The organism is Streptomyces sp. NPDC058307 (assembly GCF_042880295.1).
GTDB lineage: Bacteria > Actinomycetota > Actinomycetes > Streptomycetales > Streptomycetaceae > Streptomyces.
In genome coordinates, this window is record NZ_JBHVYZ010000111.1 from 1 (window position 1) to 15,429 (window position 15,429).

Sequence of the window (15,429 nt, forward strand, 5' to 3'; positions counted from 1 at the left end):
CACACGAAGGGCGCCCCCACCGTCGTACCGGAAAGGCTAGTTCGCGTCCTCGCCGTTGATTCCCAGGCCCGGGAGGAGGCCCGGGAGGAGGGGTGGGAGGGTGACGTCCGGGTCGGCCGAGGGGGCCGGGGACGTCGGGGTGGCGGTGCCGGTGTCCTTCGGGGGGTCGAGGAGGCCGCCGGTGTTGCCGCCGAGCAGGCCGTCGTCCTCACCGCCGGACGGCGTGGACTTGCTGGGGCTGCTGCCGCCGCCGGTGTGCTCCGGGGAGCCACCCTTACCCGGGGCCGTCGAGTGGCCGGAGCCGGTCGAGGTGTCCGAGGACGCCGAGCCGGAGCCGTCCTGCCGCCGGCCTCCCTCGCCGCCGCTCCGGGCCGGGGGTTCGGGGAGCAGGGACTGCAGCGGCGCGACCTCGTCGTCTATGGCGTCGAAGACCTCCGACACCTGCTCGCTGACATCGCCGAGCTGGACGGGCAACCGGTCGCGGAGCGCGCCCCAGGCCTCGCGGTGCGAGCGCGAGAAGCCGGCGAGGGCCTGGATGGGGCCCAGGGAGTTCGGGTCGCGCTCGTACGCCGCGTGCAGCAGGCGGTGGCCCTCGGAGGCGTCGTGCTGCATGCCCGAGAGGGCGCGGCGGATCTCGCCCACGGACTCGTGGTCGAGGTGACCGCCCCGGCCACGCTCCATCAGGCGGCGGGCCTCGTTCAGCCGGGTGGAGGCCTGGTCGAGGTAGGTGACACCGCGCTCGTCGTCCCCGTCGGACAGGTAACTGAGCTTGAAGTCCTCGATGCCGCGCTTGAGGCCGTACAGCGAGTCCCCGGGCAGCGCGTCCGAGCTCGCCGCGGCCACGCCGCCGAGGGCTCCGGCGGCGACTCCGACGCTCAGGCCGCCCGCGGCCAGGCTCTTGGTGAGCCGGGAACGGGGTCGTAGTTTCCCGAGCCCACTCGCCCGGTGGGTGCCCTTGGCCCGATGGGAGCGCTGCTCGGGGACCGCGGGTTCCGCCCCGTCGCCCGCCAGCAGCATGGCCTCCATCGCGGCCACCAGCTGGGCTCGCTGGACGACCTTGACCTCCGGGTCCAGCTCAGGCCTGGGCAGCTCGCCGAGACACTCCGCGAGGGCCAAAAGACGGCCCGGATCGGGGTGTTCCGCGGCGGCCGAAGCTGGTCCTTCGGACTGCTCGGCCGCCGGTTCCCGGTCGGACTGCTCCTCCAGGGCCTGGGCGAAGGCGTTCGCCCGCCGGTGCGCCGATACGTTCGCGATCACTGGCGGCACCTCCTCTCGTCATGACGGTCGACTCCCCAGGGGGTCCTGAGGGTTGCACGCCCTGACCACAAGCACACGATCGGGTGATCGAAGTCGGCCAGGGAGTGACCACAGGGAGCCTGCATCCCGCACAACGAGCGGCGTGGCACTTGGGTTACGGACTGCGGATGATCGGATCGGGGAGTCAACGGACTTTCACCGAGAGCGAGTTGACGGTTACCGGGCGTGTGCCCTCAGCGGGCGTCGTCCGGGAGGAGCCGGGCCAGGGTGCGGACGGCCCGGTACTGGAGGGTCTTGATGGCGCCCTCGTTCTTGCCCATCACCCGGGCGGTCTCGGCGACCGAGAGCCCCTGGAGGAAACGGAGGGTCACGCACTCCTGCTGCTGTGGGTTGAGCCGGCGGACGGCGTCCAGCAGCGCGGCGTTGGAGAGGGACTCCAGGACGGAGTCCTCGGGTGAGCGCTCGACCTCGTTGGCGTCGAGCATCTCGCCGGTGGTGATCTCCAGCCGGAAACGGCTCGACTTGAAGTGGTCGGCGACGAGGTTGCGCGCGATGGTGACGAGCCAGGCGCCGAAATCGCGGCCCTGCCAGGTGAACGTGCCGATCCTTCGGAGCGCGCGCAGGAACGTCTCGCTCGTCAGGTCCTCGGCGGTGGCCTTACCTCCTACCCGGTAATAGATGTACCGGTACACCGTGTCGCTGTACTGGTCGTACAGGCGGCCGAAAGCGTCGGCCTCGCCGGCCTGGGCGCGTTCGACCAGGTCCATCATGCGGGCGCTGTCGCTGTCCGCGGCCGGACGGCGGGCCGGCGCGGCACCGGTCGAACGCCCTCGTCTGCCGACGGCCGCGGAACCGTCGGCCAGTGCGTAGCACGGGCCGATCGGTGCCGCGGTCACGGCGAAGGCGGGGACGGCGTACGCGGTGGGGACGAAGCCGCGCAACAGGTCTTGGACCGTTGTGCGCAGCGTAGCCAGGCCCGAGGCGTCAACCCCGACGTGTGGGTACACGGGACTCCCAGAGGCAGAGCTTCCATCACGTGCAGTGCGGGACCGTTCACCCGTCGTAGCGACGGAGGGGTACCGGATTGCGTCTGAGGAGAATAACGCTTAGTGCAGGCGCTGCTACACCCAGTTGCTCTATTCATCGATTACGTCGCTTCCGTAACCGATTGGGAGCCGTTCAAGTACCGCAGAGTGACCGTTTGTTGATCGAAAACGGTCGTGTTCTGTCAGGGAACGGGGCGTGTTGTGGCCGTGTGCAGCCAATGCCCCTGCACACGGGGTTACGCGTACAAAACCCGGGGATTGGTGTGTTTGCCTGGTTACCGGCGGCGTTTGTGCAGGGCGATCGCCGCCGCCGTGCCGCCCGCCACCGCGCCCACGCCCGCGGCCGCCGGGATGCCGACCTTCGCGGCCTTGCGGCCCGTGCGGTAGTCGCGCAGGCGCCAGTCCAGTCGGCGGGCGTGCTTGCGGAGCTTGGCGTCCGGGTTGATCGCGTAGGGGTGACCCACCAGCGAGAGCATCGGGATGTCGTTGTGGCTGTCGCTGTACGCGGCGCAGCGCGACAGGTCGAGGCCCTCCGCCGCGGCCAGGGCCCGGACCGCCTCCGCCTTCGCGGGGCCGTGCAGGGGCTCGCCGACCAGCTTGCCCGTGTAGACGCCGTCCACCGACTCCGCCACGGTGCCGAGGGCGCCGGTGAGGCCGAGGCGGCGGGCGATCACCTGGGCGATCTCCACCGGGGCCGCGGTGACCAGCCACACCTTCTGGCCGGCGTCCAGGTGGGCCTGCGCCAGCGCGCGCGTGCCCGGCCAGATGCGCTCGGCCATGTACTCGTCGTAGATCTCCTCGCCGATCGACTGGAGTTCGGCGACGCGGTGGCCCTTCACGATGGAGAGCGCCGAGTCGCGGGCCTCCTGCATGTGTTCGGGGTCCTCGACGCCGGCGAGGCGGAACCACGCCTGCTGCCAGGCGAACTTCGCGAGTTCGCGGGTCTCGAAGAACTTCCGCTTGTACAGGCCGCGGCCGAAGTGGAAGAGGGCGGCGCCCTGCATCACCGTGTTGTCCAGGTCGAAGAAGGCGGCGGCCTTGTCGTCACCCAGAACCGGGAACACTGAAGCCGGTTGCGTACCAGAGGTCTCCTCGACCTCCTGGGAGGACTTGCGCGCGGCCTCCGCCGAGGCCTCGCCTGCCAACACGCTTCGCGCCGTGGCGGAGCGCCTACGGGGAGTGAGCCATCCGAGAGCGGCCATGGCGTGAGCATAGCCAGAATGTTCGGTGGTTCCGGAGTCGAGAGGTTTGGAGGGTGTGAACACTCCACGACTGTGCCGTTAAGCAGGCGGTCACGGCCGGCGCCGACGCGCGGGAGAATGGCCCGCATGAGTCCCATCTTCCGCCGAAAGCAGGCCAGGGCCCCCGAGGACCGGCTCGTCACCCTGATCCGCAAGCCCGGTTGTCATCTGTGCGACGACGCACAGCTGGTGATCGAGAAGGTATGTGGAGATCTCGGGGTTCCCTGGGAGTACAAGGACATCGAGCAGGACCCTCGACTCCATGAGCAGTACTGGGAGCAGATCCCCGTGGTACTCGTCGACGGTGAACAGCACACGTTCTGGCGAGTGAACGAGGAACGTCTCCGCAAGGCACTGACGGACTAGTCCACCTGGCCCGGCCGGTCGCTTAGGATCGATGGCGAAGTTGCCTCGGGGGCGGGATTGAAGAGGGAAGTGTGCGGTTTTGCCTCCGAGACAGACGCGCGTGACCCCGGTCACGTTGGCCGGGCAAATCGGACACCATCTTTGTGCACGCGTTCACAAAGACATAGCCTGCATTCGACGGGGCGGTCCGGGGACGTGTGACCGCCTACAGCCCCGCTCTACCCGCAGGAGCACCGTGGCAACTGGCCGAACTCACCGACCGGCGACCCGTAGCCGAGGGATTCCCGAGGCCACCGTCGCCCGCCTTCCGCTGTACCTACGAGCCCTGACGGCACTGTCCGAGCGCTCGGTACCCACGGTGTCCTCCGAGGAGCTGGCGGCCGCCGCGGGGGTCAACTCCGCGAAGCTGCGCAAGGACTTCTCCTACCTGGGTTCCTACGGAACGCGCGGTGTCGGCTACGACGTCGAGTATCTCGTCTACCAGATCTCCCGCGAACTCGGCCTGACCCAGGACTGGCCGGTCGTGATCGTCGGTATCGGCAACCTCGGCGCCGCTCTCGCCAACTACGGCGGGTTCGCGTCCCGTGGGTTCCGGGTCGCCGCGCTGATCGACGCCGATCCGGCGATGGCAGGCAAGCCCGTCGCGGGCATCCCCGTGCAGCACTCCGACGACCTGGAGAAGATCGTCGAGGACAACGGCGTCTCCATCGGTGTCATCGCGACCCCCGCGGGTGCCGCCCAGCCGGTCTGTGACCGGCTCGTGGCCGCCGGGGTCACCTCCATTCTGAACTTCGCGCCGACGGTGCTGTCCGTGCCGGACGGCGTCGACGTGCGCAAGGTCGACCTCTCCATCGAGCTGCAGATCCTCGCCTTCCACGAGCAGCGCAAGGCTGGTGAGGAAGCCGCCGCCGCTTCCGACGGCGCCGGTCCGGTCGTCGCCGGCCGCAGCGGCTCCGCCGACACAGGGCCTGACGGGGACGTACCCGCCGTGATGCCGGCATGAGTCTCCTCGTCGTCGGGCTGAGCCACCGCAGCGCGCCGGTCAGCGTCCTTGAGCGGGCGGCGCTGCATGTCGATGCGCAGGTCAAGCTGCTTCAGGACACGGTCGCGGCGGAGCCGGCCACCGAGGCCGCGGTGCTCGCGACCTGCAACCGGATCGAGCTGTACGCCGACGTGGACAAGTTCCACGCGGGCGTGGCCGACCTGTCCACGCTGCTCGCCCAGCACAGCGGGGTGGGACTCGAGGAGCTCACTCCGTATCTCTACGTGCATTACGAGGACCGGGCCGTCCATCACCTCTTCTCCGTGGCCTGCGGACTCGACTCCATGGTCGTCGGGGAGGGGCAGATCCTCGGACAGATCAAGGACTCGCTGGCGCGGGCGCAGGAGCTGCACACGGCCGGGCGGCTGCTGAACGACCTCTTCCAGCAGGCGCTGCGGGTCGGCAAGCGGGCGCACTCCGAGACGGGAATCGACCGGGCCGGGCAGTCGCTGGTCACCTTCGGGCTGGAGCAGCTGGCTCTCGGCGCGGAGGTGTCGGACTGGGCGCGAGGGAAGAAGGCGCTGGTCATCGGGGCCGGGTCGATGTCCTCGCTGGCCGCGGCGACGCTGGCGCGGGTCGGGATCGCGGAGATCGCCGTCGCGAACCGGACAGCTGATCGGGCCGAGCGGCTCGCGGAGATCCTCAACGAGGGTGGGGACGTGTCCGCCCATGCGGTACCGATGGGTTCGGTGCCGGACGAGCTGACACGTGCCGATGTCGTGGTGTCCTGTACGGGGGCGACCGGGCTCGTCCTCAGTGCCGAGACCGTCGCCGCCGCGCGGGGCTGGGTCGCACAGCCCGGCGCCGACGAGGTACCGGCCTCCAGCGGCTCGGGAGCCGCCCCGGCACCACGACTGTCCGCCAGCTCCGCGACCGACGAGAACTGTCCGCTCGACCTGGCCCCCATGCAGGCCACCGCCGGTTTCTCCGTGCTCGGGGAGGCCGCCGTAGCCGGAATGGCCGCCTCCGAGCTGGAACAGCACGCCGCCTGGGTGGACAACGCCCCTCGGCCGCAGAGCTCCGGGCCGGCCGTGACCGTGCTCGATCCCGCCGAGGAGGCCGACGCCATCGCCGCGCTCGCGGCCACCGCCGCCGTCATCGGGCGGGTGCCCGAGCGGCGCAGGCCCGAGCCCGTCGCCGAGATGCCGCGGCCCACCCCCTCGCTCTTCCTGCTCGACCTCGCCATGCCCCGGGACATCGACGCCGCCGTGCACCGGCTGGGCGGGGTGCGGCTCGTCGACATCGAGTCGCTCGCCGAGGCCTCGGCGGACGCGCCCATGGCGGCCGACGTCGACCAGGTCCGTCGTATCGTCGCGGACGAGGTCGCCGCCTTCGGGGCGGCCCTCCGCGCCGCGCACATCACACCCACCGTCGTCGCGCTGCGGACCATGGCCGCCGACGTCGTCGCGAACGAGATCGCGCGGCTCGACGGGCGGCTGCCGGGCCTGGACGACAAGCAGCGCGGCGAGATCACGCAGACCGTGCGGCGCGTCGTCGACAAGCTGCTGCACGCGCCGACCGTACGGGTCAAGCAACTCGCGGCCGAACCCGGCGGTGCCGGGTACGCGGACGCGCTGCGGACCCTGTTCGACCTCGACCCCGAGACGGTGGCCGCCGTCTCCCGGGCCGAGGACAGCACCACCGATGAGAAAGACCGAGGCTCGTCATGAGTACCAAGGCGCTACGGCTCGGGACCAGGCGGAGCAAACTCGCCATGGCCCAGTCGCGGCAGGTGGCGGACGCCGTGAGCCAGGTGACCGGGCGGCCCGTCGAGCTCGTGGAGATCACCACGTACGGCGATGCGTCCAAGGAGGCGCTCGCGCAGATCGGCGGCACGGGTGTGTTCGTGACCGCGCTGCGCGAGGCCCTGCTCAAGGGCGAGGTCGACTTCGCGGTGCACTCGCTGAAGGACCTGCCGACCGGCCAGCCGGACGAGCTGGCGCTGGCCGCGATACCCGAGCGCGAGGACCCGCGGGACGTCATCGTCGCCCGGGACGCCCTGAAGTTCACCGACCTGCCCCGCGGTGCCCGCATCGGTACCGGTTCGCCCCGGCGCACCGCACAGCTGAACGCGTACGCCGACGCGCACGGACTTGATATCGAGACGGTTGCGATCCGGGGGAACATCGACACCCGGGTGCGGTTCGTGCGCGATGGTGAGCTGGATGCGGTGGTGCTGGCCGCGGCAGGCCTCACCCGCATCGGCCGTATCGACGAAGTGACCGATTTCCTCTCGGTCGACACAGTTTTGCCCGCTCCCGGCCAGGGAGCACTCGCGATCGAGTGCACCGCGGACAACGCGGACCTGATCGCAGAGCTCGGCGAGCTCGACGACCCGTTCACGCGGGTCGCCGTGACCGCCGAACGGTCACTGCTCGCCGCCCTGGAGGCCGGCTGCTCCGCCCCTGTGGGCGCGCTGGCCGACCTTCTGGCCGACGGGCAGATTGTCAAGGAAATGCGCCTGCGGGGCGTCGTCGGCACCACCGACGGCTCGCGCACGGTGCAGTTGTCCACCACCGGTCCCGTGCCCGAGACGTACGACCAAGCAATGGCGCTCGGCCGTGAACTAGCGGCCGAGATGCTTGCCCAGGGCGCGGCCGGTCTGATGGGGGAGCGAGCACAGTGAGCCCCACCACCCTTCCCGTCGGTCCCGATCACGGGCACGTCACCTTCCTCGGTGCCGGACCCGGAGATCCGGGACTGCTGACTCTGCGCGCCGTCGAGGCGCTCACGAACGCGGACGTTCTCGTCGCCGGGCACGAGGTGCTCGACGTCGTGCGCGTCCACGCTCGGTCGGGCGTCGCCGTCGTGAACACGGACACCGAGTCGCCTTCGACTCCGGTTCCGGGCACGGGCGCGCCCCAACTCACAGTCGTTGACGGCACGTCAACAACCGCTCCTGCCCCCGCTGTACGGGATGCCGCACATCTTGTCATGGAGGCCGCGCGGGGCGGCAGGCGGGTCGTGCGTGCGGTGTCCGGGGACCCCGGGCTCGACGCGTACGCCGCCGAGGAGATGCTGGCCTGCGCCCGCGCGGGCGTGCCCTTCGAGGTCGTGCCCGGTGTGGCCGCGGCCGTCGGCGTGCCCGCGTACGCCGGTGTTCCGCTGCGGGACGCGCAGGGCGCGGACGTGCGGTTCGTGGACGCGCGGACGGCCTCCGACCGGTGCTGGACGGAGGTGGGGGTGTCGGACGGGACCGTGGTCGTGTCGACGACCCTGGACTCCGTGGGCGCCGCCGCCGGTGAGCTGGTCGCGGCCGGGCGCAAGCCCGATACGCCGATGACGGTCACCGTCGCCGGTACGACCACGCGCCAGCGGACCTGGACGGCCACCCTGGGCACCATCGCCCAGACGCTCAAGCAGGCCAAGGTGCTGCCCTCGCCCGAGGGCGGGCGGCCGGTGATAGCCGTGGTCGGTGAGCGTTCGGCCGCCGCGCAGCGCGACCAGCTGTCGTGGTTCGAGAACAAGCCGCTGTTCGGCTGGAAGGTTCTCGTGCCGCGTACGAAGGAGCAGTCGGCCTCGCTCTCCGACCAGCTGCGGTCCTACGGGGCCGTGCCGCACGAGGTGCCGACGATCGCCGTCGAGCCGCCGCGCACGCCCCAGCAGATGGAGCGGGCCGTCAAGGGGCTCGTGACCGGGCGCTACGAGTGGATCGCCTTCACCTCGGTCAACGCCGTCAAGGCCGTCCGGGAGAAGTTCGAGGAGTACGGGCTCGACGCGCGTGCCTTCGCGGGGATCAAGGTCGCCGCGGTGGGGGAGCAGACCGCGAAGGCGCTGGTCGCCTTCGGCGTGAAGCCCGATCTGGTGCCGAGCGGTGAGCAGTCGGCTGCCGGCTTGCTGGAGGACTGGCCGCCGTACGACCCGGTCTTCGACCCGATCGACCGGGTGTTCCTGCCGCGCGCCGACATCGCCACGGAGACCCTGGTCGCCGGGCTCATCGAGCTCGGGTGGGAGGTCGACGACGTCACCGCCTACCGGACCGTGCGCGCCTCGCCGCCGCCCGCGGAGACGCGGGAGGCGATCAAGGGGGGCGGGTTCGACGCCGTGCTCTTCACGTCGTCGTCGACCGTGCGGAACCTGGTGGGTATCGCCGGGAAGCCGCACAACGTGACCGTGATCGCGTGTATCGGTCCCGCGACGGCGAAGACGGCCGAGGAGCACGGGCTGCGGGTGGACGTGATGGCTCCCGAGCCGTCGGTGCACAAGCTGGCCGAGGCGCTGGCCGACTTCGGGCTGAAGCGGCGTGCTGCCGCGCTGGAGGCGGGGGACCCCGTGACGCGGCCGAGCGAGCGGCGGCCGGGGGCCAGGCGTCGGCGGTCGACCACCTGAGCGGGCGGTTTGGTTTCGGGTGCGGGTTCGGTGGGGGCGGGCGTTTTTTGCGCAGTTCCCCGCGCCCCTGAGTGCCTGCGGCGGCCCGTTGCGGTCCGGTGGGGGTGCACGAGTCCCACCCAGGGGCGCGGGGAACTGCGCGACCTGCCCCCACCGGTCCGCAGCCGCCCGACAACCTGACCCGGCATCCTGCTAGGCGCCCGGTTCGAGCCCAGCGCAGCGGCACCGCGGGGAACTGCGCGGCCGGGCCCCACCGGCCCGCAGCCGTCAACAAGCCGCGCCGCCCAAGACCGACGCAGCGTCGGTAAAGGGACCCGTGCGCCGGGCGTAGCGTAGGGATATGACGATGTACGGATCCTTTCCCGGCGCGCGGCCCCGGCGGCTGCGGACCACTCCCGTCATGCGCCGCATGGTCGCCGAGACCCGGTTGCACCCCGCCGACTTCATCCTTCCGGCGTTCGTGCTGGAGGGGGCGAGTGAGCCCGTGCCGATCTCGGCGATGCCCGGGGTGGTGCAGCACACCCGGGACAGCTTGAAGAAGGCGGCCGCGGAGGCCGTGGCGGCAGGGGTTTCCGGGATCATGCTCTTCGGGGTGCCGGAGGAGTCGAAGAAGGACGCGATCGGGACGCCGGGGACCGATCCCGACGGGATTCTGCAGGTCGCCATCCGGGACGTGCGGGCCGAGGTCGGGGACGACCTGCTCGTGATGTCCGACGTGTGTCTCGACGAGACGATCGACCACGGGCACTGCGGGGTGCTGGACGCGCAGGGCCGGGTCGACAATGACGCCACCCTGGAGCGGTACGCCGAGATGGCCCAGGTGCAGGCCGACGCGGGCGCCCATGTCGTGGGGCCCAGCGGGATGATGGACGGCCAGGTCGGGGTCATCCGGGACGCGCTCGACCAGATCGGGCGCGAGGACGTGGCCATCCTGGCGTACACGGCGAAGTATTCGTCTGCTTTCTACGGGCCGTTCCGGGAGGCCGTCGCGTCGTCGCTGCAGGGTGACCGCAAGACGTATCAGCAGGATCCCGCGAACGTGCGGGAGTCGCTGCGGGAGCTCGCCCTCGATCTGGAGGAGGGCGCCGACATGGTGATGGTCAAGCCGGCCGGGCCGTATCTCGACGTGGTCGCGCGGGTCGCGGACGCCGTGGACGTGCCGGTCGCCGCCTATCAGATCTCCGGTGAGTACTCGATGATCGAGGCCGCCGCCGAGAAGGGCTGGATCGACCGGGACCGGGCGATCCTGGAGACGCTGACCGGAATCAAGCGTGCCGGGGCGCAGAACATCCTCACCTACTGGGCCACCGAGGTGGCGCGGAAGCTCGGCTGACGAAGCCGCCGGACGGCGTGTCGCGGCAACGGTTCGAGCTCGGTCCGGATACGGACGGAGCTCGTTCCGGCCAACGTCCGGATAACGTCGCCCACTCCGCTCGGTGATCTTTTGGTGTTTGTCCGTAATGCGCATCCGGATGTGGTGATTTGTCGGGCTGGGGCGAGTCTTCGGCTTGATGGACTGCTTACATCCGTCGAATTGACGGGTTCCCGACATCCTCCATATCTTCTGCGCCTGGCCTGATCCATTCGGAACAGTTCCGAACGTCGATCCCTGGGGGACACCACCATGAACTACTTCCTCGATGTGCTGAAGAAGTACGCCGTGTTCAGCGGCCGCGCGCGCCGCAAGGAATACTGGATGTACATTCTGTTCGTCGCGATCATCTACATCGTGCTGGCCGTCATCGGTGTCGTGACCAAGCAGACGTGGATCCCGATCGTCTTCTACGTCGCCATCCTGCTCCCCAGCCTCGGCGTTCTCGTGCGTCGCCTGCACGACACCGGCCGCAGTGGCTGGTGGGTCCTGTTCTCTCTGGTTCCGCTCGTCGGTGGCATCACCGTCCTCGTCTTCGCCTGCCTCGACAGCGAGCCGGGCGAGAACAAGTACGGCCCCAACCCGAAGGGCCTCGCCCCGGCGCACGTGTGATGCCGTAGCTCTGCTTCGAAAGGCCGCCCGGTCAGTGCCGGGCGGCCTTCTGGTTTTCCGCGGGGCTTGCCGCGGCCGCCTTGTTCGTGGCCGGGCCCTCGTCGCGTACGCCCTGGCCGTCCTTGCAGCCCGTCAGCGCGACGAGGGTGAGGAGGGTGAGGGCGATCGCGGTGAGTCTGCGGGGGGTGTGGGGGTGGGTGGGCATGGGATCAGGCTGCGGGGTGGCAGGGGCGTTCGCCAGACCTCGCGGGGGATTCGGGACGGGCTTGTGTCGGGGGCCGCGTTGACCTGCGCGGATGTGGTTTCCCGAGTCCCTTCCGCGGGATGCGGGACGGGGCATGTCGGGCATCGGGCACCATCAAGTCGCCCGGGGAGTTAGGTTTTTGAGCATCGTGGTGGTTGTCCGTTGAAGGACCGACACATTCACAGGGGAGACGCCCATGTCCGGTGACGCGCTGAGCCAGGACCCGGCCGAGCTGGCCAAGAGGATCGACACCACCAAGGCGCATCCGGCCCGCGTCTACGACGTCTTCCTCGGCGGCAAGGACAACTACCCCGCCGACCGCGAGGCCGCCGCCGCCGCGCTCGCCGCCAACCCCCGCGGCTACCTCGATGTACGCCACAACCGCGACTTCATGCGCCGGGCCGTCGACCGGCTGACCGCGCGGGACGGGATCCGGCAGTTCCTCGACATCGGCACCGGACTGCCCACCGGGGAGAACGTCCACCAGATCGCCCAGCGGATCCGGCCCGACGCGCGGGTCGTCTACGTCGACAACGACCCGGTGGTGCTGGCGCATGCCCGCGCGCTGCTCACGAGCGGGCCCGAGGGGCGTACGGACTACATCGACGCCGACTTCAGGAGTCCCGCGCAGATCCTCGAACAGGCCGCCAAGACCCTGGACTTCGACCAGCCGATCGCGCTCTGCCTGGTCGCGATCCTGCACTTCGTCGAGGACGACGAGGCCTATCCGATCGTGCGGGAGCTGGTGGAGGCCCTGCCCGCGGGGAGCCGGGTCGTGCTCAGCCATCTGACCGACGAGATGCATCCCGAGCCCACCCGCGCGGTCCAGCGGACCTACACCGAGCGCGGGTTCACCTTCGTGTTCCGGTCCAAGGGGGAAGTGGAGCGGTTCTTCAGCGAGGTGCCGGGCCTCTCGCTGGACGAGCCCGGTGTGGTGCCCGCGCATCGGTGGCACCCTGGGCCCGCACCCGCGCCGCCGGCCATTGATGGGGAGGACTTCGAGTCCCTCGACGACATCGAGAAGATCCGCTACCGCGACATCAACGACGTCACGGACGACGACATCAACGTCTACGGGGCTACCGGCACCAAGGCGTGAGCCTGTGCGGATGCGGATGCGGATGCGGATGCGGATGCGGATGCGGATGCGAGTGCCGGGTGCGGGACGTCCGTATCGCGGAAAGGTGCTTGTAGGCGGCATTCATTTGCTTAGGCTGCGCTGGACCCACTCGCCGCAGTCCGCAGTCGAAGGAGCCGTGCCATGACGGTGCCCGCGTTCGCTTCCGTGCCGCCGCTCGCCGCCCGGGCCCGGTCGGTCGGTGGGTCGCCGGTACGGGACATCCTCGCCGTCACCGCCCGCCCCGAGGTCATCAACTTCGCGGGCGGGCTGCCGGCGCCCGAACTGTTCGACGCCGAGGGGATCGCGGAGGCGTACCGGGCGGTGCTCGGCGAGGTGCCCGAGCGGGCGCTCCAGTACTCGACCACCGAGGGCGAGCCCGTGCTGCGGGCCGCCCTGGCGGAGCGGATGTCGGTGCGGGGGCTGGCCACCGACGCCGACGACGTCCTTGTCACCACCGGGTCGCAGCAGGCCCTGTCGCTGCTCGCCACCGCGCTGATCGAACCCGGGGACACGGTGCTCGTCGAGAGTCACTGCTATCTGGCCGCCCTTCAGGCCTTCGGGTTCGCGGGCGCCCGGGTGGTGGCCGTGCCGGGGGACGACGAGGGGCCCGACCCCGTGGCGCTGGCGGAGCTCGTCGTGCGGGAGCGGCCCAAGCTGCTCTACGCCGTGCCCACCTTCCAGAACCCGACCGGGCGGACCATGTCCGCGGGCCGCCGGGCCGCCGTCGCCTCCGTGGCCGCGCGGTGCGGGCTGTGGATCGTCGAGGACGACCCGTACGGCGAACTCCGCTTCGAGGGCGAGCGGGTGCCGTGGATCGCCGCCCACGAGGAGGTCAGCGACCGGGTCGTGCTGCTCGGGTCCTTCTCCAAGGTCATGGCCCCAGGACTGCGGCTGGGCTGGCTGCGGGCGCCCGGCGAGCTGCGGCGGGCCTGCGCGGTCGCCAAGCAGGCCGCCGACCTGCACACCCCGACCGTCAACCAGCTCGCCGCGGCCCGGTACCTCGCGGACCGGGACCTCGACGCCCATGTGCGGCGCGTCGCCCGGGTCTACGGGGAGCGCCGGGACGCCATGCTCGCGGGGCTGGCCGACGCCCTGCCTGAGGGGTCGGTCTGGACGCGTCCCGAGGGCGGCATGTTCCTCTGGGCGCGGCTTCCGTCGTCGTACGACACGACCGCGCTGCTGCCGCAGGTCGTGGCGCGGGATGTGGCCTACGTCCCCGGGGCGCCCTTCTACGCCGGTGAGCCCGACCGGTCGACCCTGCGGCTGTGCTTCGTGACGCAGACGCCGGCGGAGATCGGGGAGGGGCTGCGGAGGCTGGGGGAGGGACTGCGGGGCGACCGGGCCGGGGACCTGCTGCTGTCCTAGCCGGAGGGTGTGACGGACGGGGAGGTCCAGAAGGTCACGGTCGGACCGTAGGAGCCGTCCTCCTCGTCGCTCACCTCGACGGTGATCTCGCGATCCGGGTGGCGCGAGGAGAGGACTCCCTGCCAGCACTCTCCCAGAGCCAGGGCGAGTTGGGGCAGTTCCTCCCCGAGCCTGTCGCCGTCCGTCAGGGCGGTGTTGTTGAAGGTGCCCCACAACTCGACGTGATTGACGACGGCTTCGATGCGGTTCCGATCGTCACCCAGCTCGGTGAACCAGTCGTCGACCGTGCTCCGGCGGAAGCGCTCCTTGAGGAACACACAACCGCGGTACTCGACCGTCTCGGGGCAGAACAGCCAGGCCGCGGCCAGCACGAACCGAAGGCCGCCCTCGAAGTCGAGGTAGTCGTCCGGGTCGAGATCCTCGTTCTTCCATTCGGTCCGCCACTTTTTGAAGAAGGCCGGCAGCTCACGCTCGGACCACGACGGTTTGATGCTGCTCACGGGATCTCCCAGGGGCTCGGGTGCTTCCCGGCGCCGGTCAGTCCCACCAGAAGGACCAGACGCGTCGGCCCAGCACCGCGTGCTCGGCGTACTCCCGCAAGGTCTCGTGGTGCCCCTGGGTGATGTTGTCCGGGCAGAACGCGAAGTGCTCGGCGGCGACGGCCTCCGCCTCGTCCTTCGTCGTGGGCGGGGCGGCGACGGACACGGTCAACTGGTCGAAGCCGAGCGCGATGACGCGTATCCCGAAGCGGTCCTCCCAGGAGCGCAGGATCGCGCAGAGGCGGGCCACGTCGTGCTCGTAGTTCAGCGGGCCCGCCCAGCCGATGGCCGCCGGGATGTCCGCGCTGCGGCGCGCCGGGACCAGGGCCAGGCGGGGCTCCTTGAACCACGAGCCCTCGTCGAGCAGCGCGTCGGCGGTCTCGGCGGCCCGGGTGTCGGGATCGGCGGGGAGCGACTCGGCAGCCGGGGCGAGACCGGGCCACACCTCGTCGTACGGGGCGATCGTCTCGTCGAGGTCGTCGGGCTCCTCGATCGCGTACGCCCAGTACTCCGCCAGCAGTTCCTCGGGGTCGTGGTCCCCGGGGTACGACATCTCCCCGGGCATCAACTCCCACTCGTCCGGCCCGCCCTGGCTGTCGCCGACCTCTATCAGCACCGGCAGCAGGCCCGTTCGCGCGGCCCGGGCGCCCAGCGCGGTCCAGGCCCCGGAGGACGCCGTGTACTCGGCATGCCACAGCAACGGCTCGTGCCACGGACCGTCGTCGGTCGCGTCGATCAGTCTCCCGAGGGGGAGTCCGAGGCCGAGCGAACGACCGCTCGGGTCGGCCGCGAGGGTGGGCAGCGGGTTGGGAAGAGTCGCCATGTCAGTGACTGTAGGGGTCGCCACTGACATTGATCCTGATACTCAGGTTCCGGTGGTCGTGGCTCTGCCACTG

15 protein-coding genes are annotated in these 15,429 nt (G+C 70.6%); 9 read left to right on the top strand and 6 right to left on the bottom strand.

Annotation, left to right across the window (positions count from 1 at the left end; translation table 11 throughout):
- Positions 1–36 precede the first annotated feature (36 nt).
- From ACFVYN_RS39895 to ACFVYN_RS39905, 3 genes are all read right to left on the bottom strand, one after another.
- Entirely contained in the window at positions 37–1,257 is a 1,221-nt protein-coding gene (locus ACFVYN_RS39895; protein ID WP_390007523.1) for a DUF5667 domain-containing protein, read from the bottom strand.
- 233 nt (positions 1,258–1,490) lie between these two features.
- Positions 1,491–2,264 (bottom strand): ECF subfamily RNA polymerase sigma factor, BldN family, encoded by a 774-nt coding sequence (locus ACFVYN_RS39900; protein ID WP_390007525.1) that lies wholly within the window; start codon positions 2,262–2,264, stop codon positions 1,491–1,493.
- Between the two features lie 314 nt (positions 2,265–2,578).
- Positions 2,579–3,505, bottom strand: a complete 927-nt coding sequence (locus ACFVYN_RS39905; protein ID WP_390007528.1) for an HAD family hydrolase — start codon at positions 3,503–3,505, stop codon at positions 2,579–2,581.
- A 117-nt stretch (positions 3,506–3,622) separates the two neighbouring features.
- Here ACFVYN_RS39905 and ACFVYN_RS39910 point away from each other — a divergent pair, with 117 nt between their 5' ends.
- The 7 genes from ACFVYN_RS39910 (at position 3,623) to ACFVYN_RS39940 (ending at position 11,265) form a co-directional block, all read left to right on the top strand.
- Entirely contained in the window at positions 3,623–3,910 is a 288-nt protein-coding gene (locus ACFVYN_RS39910; RefSeq protein WP_352390785.1) for a glutaredoxin family protein, read from the top strand.
- Positions 3,911–4,145: 235 nt separating this feature from the next.
- Positions 4,146–4,913 (top strand): redox-sensing transcriptional repressor Rex, encoded by a 768-nt coding sequence (locus ACFVYN_RS39915; RefSeq protein ID WP_390007531.1) that lies wholly within the window; start codon positions 4,146–4,148, stop codon positions 4,911–4,913.
- A complete protein-coding gene (locus ACFVYN_RS39920) occupies positions 4,910–6,622 on the top strand; it encodes a glutamyl-tRNA reductase (RefSeq protein ID WP_390007533.1) in 1,713 nt (570 codons plus the stop codon). The genes ACFVYN_RS39915 and ACFVYN_RS39920 overlap by 4 nt, the downstream gene beginning before the upstream one ends.
- On the top strand, positions 6,619–7,578 hold the full coding sequence (gene hemC / locus ACFVYN_RS39925) for a hydroxymethylbilane synthase (RefSeq protein ID WP_390007535.1): 960 nt from the start codon (positions 6,619–6,621) through the stop codon (positions 7,576–7,578). The genes ACFVYN_RS39920 and hemC overlap by 4 nt, the downstream gene beginning before the upstream one ends.
- Positions 7,575–9,281 carry a uroporphyrinogen-III synthase gene (locus tag ACFVYN_RS39930; RefSeq protein WP_390007537.1) on the top strand — a complete coding sequence of 569 codons (1,707 nt, stop codon included), beginning with the start codon at positions 7,575–7,577 and terminating at the stop codon, positions 9,279–9,281. The genes hemC and ACFVYN_RS39930 overlap by 4 nt, the downstream gene beginning before the upstream one ends.
- Before the next feature lie 340 nt (positions 9,282–9,621).
- On the top strand, positions 9,622–10,614 hold the full coding sequence (gene hemB / locus ACFVYN_RS39935; protein ID WP_390007539.1) for a porphobilinogen synthase: 993 nt from the start codon (positions 9,622–9,624) through the stop codon (positions 10,612–10,614).
- A gap of 291 nt (positions 10,615–10,905) precedes the next feature.
- A complete protein-coding gene (locus ACFVYN_RS39940) occupies positions 10,906–11,265 on the top strand; it encodes a DUF805 domain-containing protein (protein ID WP_390007542.1) in 360 nt (119 codons plus the stop codon).
- A 31-nt stretch (positions 11,266–11,296) separates the two neighbouring features.
- Here the strand turns inward: ACFVYN_RS39940 and ACFVYN_RS39945 are convergent, their stop codons facing one another.
- Entirely contained in the window at positions 11,297–11,470 is a 174-nt protein-coding gene (locus ACFVYN_RS39945) for a hypothetical protein (RefSeq protein WP_390007545.1), read from the bottom strand.
- 235 nt (positions 11,471–11,705) lie between these two features.
- Here ACFVYN_RS39945 and ACFVYN_RS39950 point away from each other — a divergent pair, with 235 nt between their 5' ends.
- Together ACFVYN_RS39950 and ACFVYN_RS39955 are read left to right on the top strand one after the other, a co-directional pair.
- A complete protein-coding gene (locus ACFVYN_RS39950; RefSeq protein ID WP_390007548.1) occupies positions 11,706–12,608 on the top strand; it encodes an SAM-dependent methyltransferase in 903 nt (300 codons plus the stop codon).
- A gap of 162 nt (positions 12,609–12,770) precedes the next feature.
- Positions 12,771–13,994 carry a PLP-dependent aminotransferase family protein gene (locus ACFVYN_RS39955; RefSeq protein ID WP_390007549.1) on the top strand — a complete coding sequence of 408 codons (1,224 nt, stop codon included), beginning with the start codon at positions 12,771–12,773 and terminating at the stop codon, positions 13,992–13,994.
- Here ACFVYN_RS39955 and ACFVYN_RS39960 read toward each other — a convergent pair.
- Both ACFVYN_RS39960 and ACFVYN_RS39965 read right to left on the bottom strand, forming a co-directional pair.
- Positions 13,991–14,494 (bottom strand): hypothetical protein, encoded by a 504-nt coding sequence (locus ACFVYN_RS39960; protein WP_390007550.1) that lies wholly within the window; start codon positions 14,492–14,494, stop codon positions 13,991–13,993. The genes ACFVYN_RS39955 and ACFVYN_RS39960 overlap by 4 nt on opposite strands.
- Before the next feature lie 37 nt (positions 14,495–14,531).
- Positions 14,532–15,356 (bottom strand): DUF4253 domain-containing protein, encoded by an 825-nt coding sequence (locus ACFVYN_RS39965; protein ID WP_390007552.1) that lies wholly within the window; start codon positions 15,354–15,356, stop codon positions 14,532–14,534.
- Between the last annotated feature and the right edge of the window lie 73 nt (positions 15,357–15,429).